3 protein-coding genes are annotated in these 3,997 nt (G+C 72.3%); 2 read left to right on the forward strand and 1 reads right to left on the reverse strand.

Going from position 1 to position 3,997, the window contains the following annotated elements; all coding sequences use genetic code 11:
* Nucleotides 1-43: 43 nt before the first annotated feature.
* Nucleotides 44-466, forward strand: coding sequence for a SufE family protein (locus tag AX737_RS12585; protein WP_066921794.1), 423 nt, complete (start codon nt 44-46; stop codon nt 464-466).
* A 71-nt stretch (nt 467-537) separates the two neighbouring features.
* Here AX737_RS12585 and AX737_RS12590 read toward each other — a convergent pair whose 3' ends face one another.
* Complete coding sequence (locus AX737_RS12590; RefSeq protein WP_238230470.1) at nt 538-1,428, reverse strand: DUF6456 domain-containing protein; 891 nt, start codon at nt 1,426-1,428, stop codon at nt 538-540.
* Nucleotides 1,429-1,777: 349 nt separating this feature from the next.
* Between AX737_RS12590 and AX737_RS12595 the strand changes: the two genes are divergently transcribed.
* Complete coding sequence (locus AX737_RS12595; RefSeq protein WP_066921796.1) at nt 1,778-3,910, forward strand: S9 family peptidase; 2,133 nt, start codon at nt 1,778-1,780, stop codon at nt 3,908-3,910.
* The last annotated feature ends 87 nt before the right edge of the window (nt 3,911-3,997 follow it).

Below are 3,997 nucleotides of genomic sequence, written 5' to 3' on the forward strand. Positions count from 1 at the left end.
CGCCTATATAGGGCCTGACCCCCGCACCACGACGCAGGCCCGGATGCTGCCCCCGATCGCGACCATCATCGAGAATTTCGAGTTCATCGAGGACGACTACATGCGCCTCGAATACCTGATCGAGCTCGGTCGCGCCCTGCCGGAGATGCCGGAGTCGCTGCGCCGGGAGGAGAACCGCGTCCACGGCTGCGAGAGCCAGGTCTGGATCGACACCGCGGTCGCGCAGACGCCGGAGGGGCCCCGCCTCGCCCTGCACGGCTTCAGCGACTCCTTCGTGGTCAAGGGCTTCGTGGCGCTGATGGTCGCGCTCTACACTGGCAAGAGCCCGCGCGAGGCCGCCGAGACGGACGGGTTCGACCTGTTCCGGCAGCTGCATTTCGGTGCCCACGTCACCTCGAAGCGCTCGAATGGCGTGCGCGCGATGGTCGAGCGCATCAACCGCGACGCGGCGCGTCTCGCAGCCTGAGCGTCGCGTTCCGGCTTCGCCGCCCGGGGCCCCGCCCCGGACCCTGCCGATACCCGGGACGGGCCGCAACCTCAGGCGCTCTCCCGCCACAGGCGCATCCGTGCGCGGTCCGGGCCGGTGGCGGCGCGCTCCAGGCCGTAATGCTCGGCGAGCCGCCCGAGGGCGATGCGCGCCACGACCTTGGCGGAGCGGGCCGGCCAGCGCCGCTCGGCCTCGATGCGCTCCAGGCCCTTCAGCTCGCCGCAGAGGTCGATCAAGAGGTTGGCGAGGTCGCCGCCCACCGCGTCGAGGGCGCCGCGCACCCGCTGGCGGGCTGCCACCACCGCGTCGGAGGCCGAGGCGGGGTCGCGCGGACCGGAGCCGTCGACCCGCTCCGCGCCCCAGTTTACGCCGAGCCGCGGCGTCATCCGGGCGAGCGTGATGTCCCGGCGCAGGCGCTCGCCCGCCTCGAAGGCGGCCGGCTCGATCAGCGGCCGCCCGTCGCTGCCGCGGCGCCGGGCCATCCAGGCGACCGGGCTCTCGGACGCGTCGCGCAGGTGCGATGCCTCGGCCGTCCCGTCCCGCGCTTCCTCCCGCCCCCCATCGTCCGCCTCTTCCGCCACGAGGTCGAGGTGCTGGGCCAGGAAAGCGCTCGCCTCGGGCGCCCCCTGCCGCCGCAGGCGTGCCCGACCGGCCGGGCCGAGGACGATCCGGCGGCGTCCCGAAGTTTCGGTCCGGACGAGGTCCAGCGCCAGGAGCTGCTCGCCGGCATCGCGCGGGAAGCGCCCGCCGCCGAGCGACACGCCCGCCCCGCCCGTCCGCACGAGCAGCATCGACCCGTCGATCGGGTCCTGAAAGGCGTAAGCGCCGGGCCGCGCGAGGGCCGCGAGCAGCCGCCCAGCCGCCGGCGTGAGCGCGCGCTCGGCCGTCCGGCCGGTACGCTGCGCGGTCGGAGAGCCGGATCCGGGGAAATTTTTGTTCATGTTTTGTTCCAAAGCAGAACGCGCCACGTGAGCGACCGTAGGTTGCCGGAAGGTCGTCCCAAGTCAAGACTTGACGCATTTCGGTTATGCACAGGCGCGCTGCAGGATCGGTATCTGGAGTTGTGAGCCCGGGCCGTGTCGATGCGGGTCGTTTGGGCGCCTGCCGACCGTTCCGTCCGCCGATCGATGGCAACTTGAGCGATACGTACGGCGGGTCGGAGCGTGCGTGAATCGGTGCGGGACGTACGACACGGTCCCGGGTGAGTGGGCCCGCTCGCACCTTGTCCTCGAGCGCGGACGGGTTCACCTCTCTCTTCCCGCATCCGGATCCGGTGAGCGACAGCCCAGCATGGCCCCGACGACCCCAGCCTTCCCGCAGATCTCCGGCGCGCCGGTCGCCGAGCGCCGGCCGCACGCCTACGCGGTGCACGGCCGCCAGATCACCGACGACTACGCCTGGCTCAAGGCCGGGAACTGGCAGGCGGTGCTGAAGGACCCGGGCGCGCTGCCGGCCGACATCGCCGCCTACCTCGACGCCGAGAACGCCTACGCGGAGGCGATGCTGGCCGACGCCGCCGCCTTGCGGAAGACGCTGGTGGCCGAGATGCGCGGGCGTATCCGCGAGGACGACAGCGGGGTGCCGGACCCGGACGGGCCGTGGAGCTACTACACCCGCCACCGCGAGGGCGGGCAGCACCCGCTGGTCTGCCGGCGCCCGCGCGATCCGGCCCGGCCGGACGACCTCGGCGCCGAGGCCGACGAGGTCGTGCTGATCGACGGCGACCGCGAGGGCGAGGGGCTCGCCTTCTTCGAGATTGCCGCCGCCGTCCACGCGGACGACCACGGGCGGCTCGCCTGGAGCGCGGACACGAAGGGCTCCGAACTCTACACGATCCGGGTGCGCGACCTCGCCTCGGGCCGGGATCTCGACGACCGGGTCGAGGCGACCTCGGGCGAGGCCGTGTGGGCCGGCGACGGCCAGAGCTTCTGGTACGTCGCGGTCGATGCCAACCACCGCCCCGCCAAGGTGATGCGCCACCGGCTCGGCACCGCGCAGAGCGCGGACGAGACCGTCTACGCGGAGGCCGATTCCGGCTACTTCGTCCATATCGGGCAGACGCAGTCCGGCGCCTTCCTCACGGTGACGGCGAGCGACCACGAGACCGCGGAGGTCCACCTGCTCGACCGGCACGCCGCCCACGCGCCGCTGCGGGTGGTGCAGAGGCGCGAGCCGCTCCTCATCTACTCGGTCGAGCACCGGGGCGACGCGCTCTACATCCTCACCAACGCGGACGGGGCGGAGGACTTCAAGATCGTCACCGCGCCGCTGTCGGATCCCGGCCGCGCGCGCTGGCGCGACCTCGTCCCCTACCGGGCCGGCCTGATGATCCGCCACCTCCACCTCTTGGAGAACCACCTCGTCCGCCTGGAGATCGAGAACGCCCGGCCGCGCATCATCGTGCGCGACCTGCGGACCGGCGAGGAGCACGCCGTGGCGTTCGCCGAGGAGGCGTACTCGCTGGGGCTTCAGTCCGGCCACGCCTTCGCCACGCCGGTGATCCGCTTCGTCTACTCCTCGATGACGACGCCGGCCGAGACTTGGGACTACGACTGCGCCACCCGCGAGCGGACGCTGCGCAAGCGTCAGACCGTGCCGAGCGGCCACGACCCGGCGGCCTACGTCACCCGCCGCCTCTTCGCGACGGCGCCGGACGGCGAGCAGGTGCCGATCTCGCTGCTGCACCGGCGCGACCTGCCCCTCGACGGCAGCGCGCCGCTGCTGCTCTACGGCTACGGCTCCTACGGCACGCTGATGCCGGCGGCCTTCCGTACGAACCTGCTCTCGCTCGTCGATCGCGGCTTCGTCTACGCGATCGCGCATATCCGCGGCGGCACCGAGAAGGGCTGGCGCTGGTACTTGGACGGAAAGCGCGAGAAGAAGCCCAACACCTTCTCGGATTTCGTCGCCTGCGCGCGCGCGCTGGTCACGGCGAACTACACCTCCGAGAAGAACATCGTGGCCCATGGCGGCAGCGCGGGCGGCATGCTGATGGGCGCGGTCGCCAACCTCGCCCCCGAACTCTTCGCGGGAATCGTGGCCGACGTGCCCTTCGTGGACGTCCTCAACACGATGCTCGACGGCGACCTGCCGCTCACGCCCCCCGAATGGCCCGAATGGGGCAACCCGGCCGAGAGCGAGGAGGCCTTCCGGACGATCCTTTCCTACTCGCCCTACGAGAACGTGGCTTCCAAGGCCTATCCGGCGATCCTGGCGCTCGGCGGGCTCACCGACCCGCGGGTGACCTACTGGGAGCCGGCCAAGTGGGTGGCGCGCCTGCGTGCGACCATGACGGGGGGCGGGCCCGTGATCCTGCGCATCAACATGGAGGCCGGCCACGGGGGTGCGGCCGGGCGCTTCGACCGGCTGGAGGAGGTTGGCCTGATCTACGCCTTCGCGCTGATGGCGGTGGGGAGGGCGTGAGCCGTCACGGCTGAACCTGCGGCGGGCCCACGGGCGCGGCCTCGGCCGGCGGGCTCGACTGGCTGCGCCGGGTCGCCTCCTCGGCCT

This window comes from Methylobacterium sp. CCH5-D2 (assembly GCF_001556475.1).
Lineage (GTDB): Bacteria > Pseudomonadota > Alphaproteobacteria > Rhizobiales > Beijerinckiaceae > Methylobacterium > Methylobacterium hispanicum.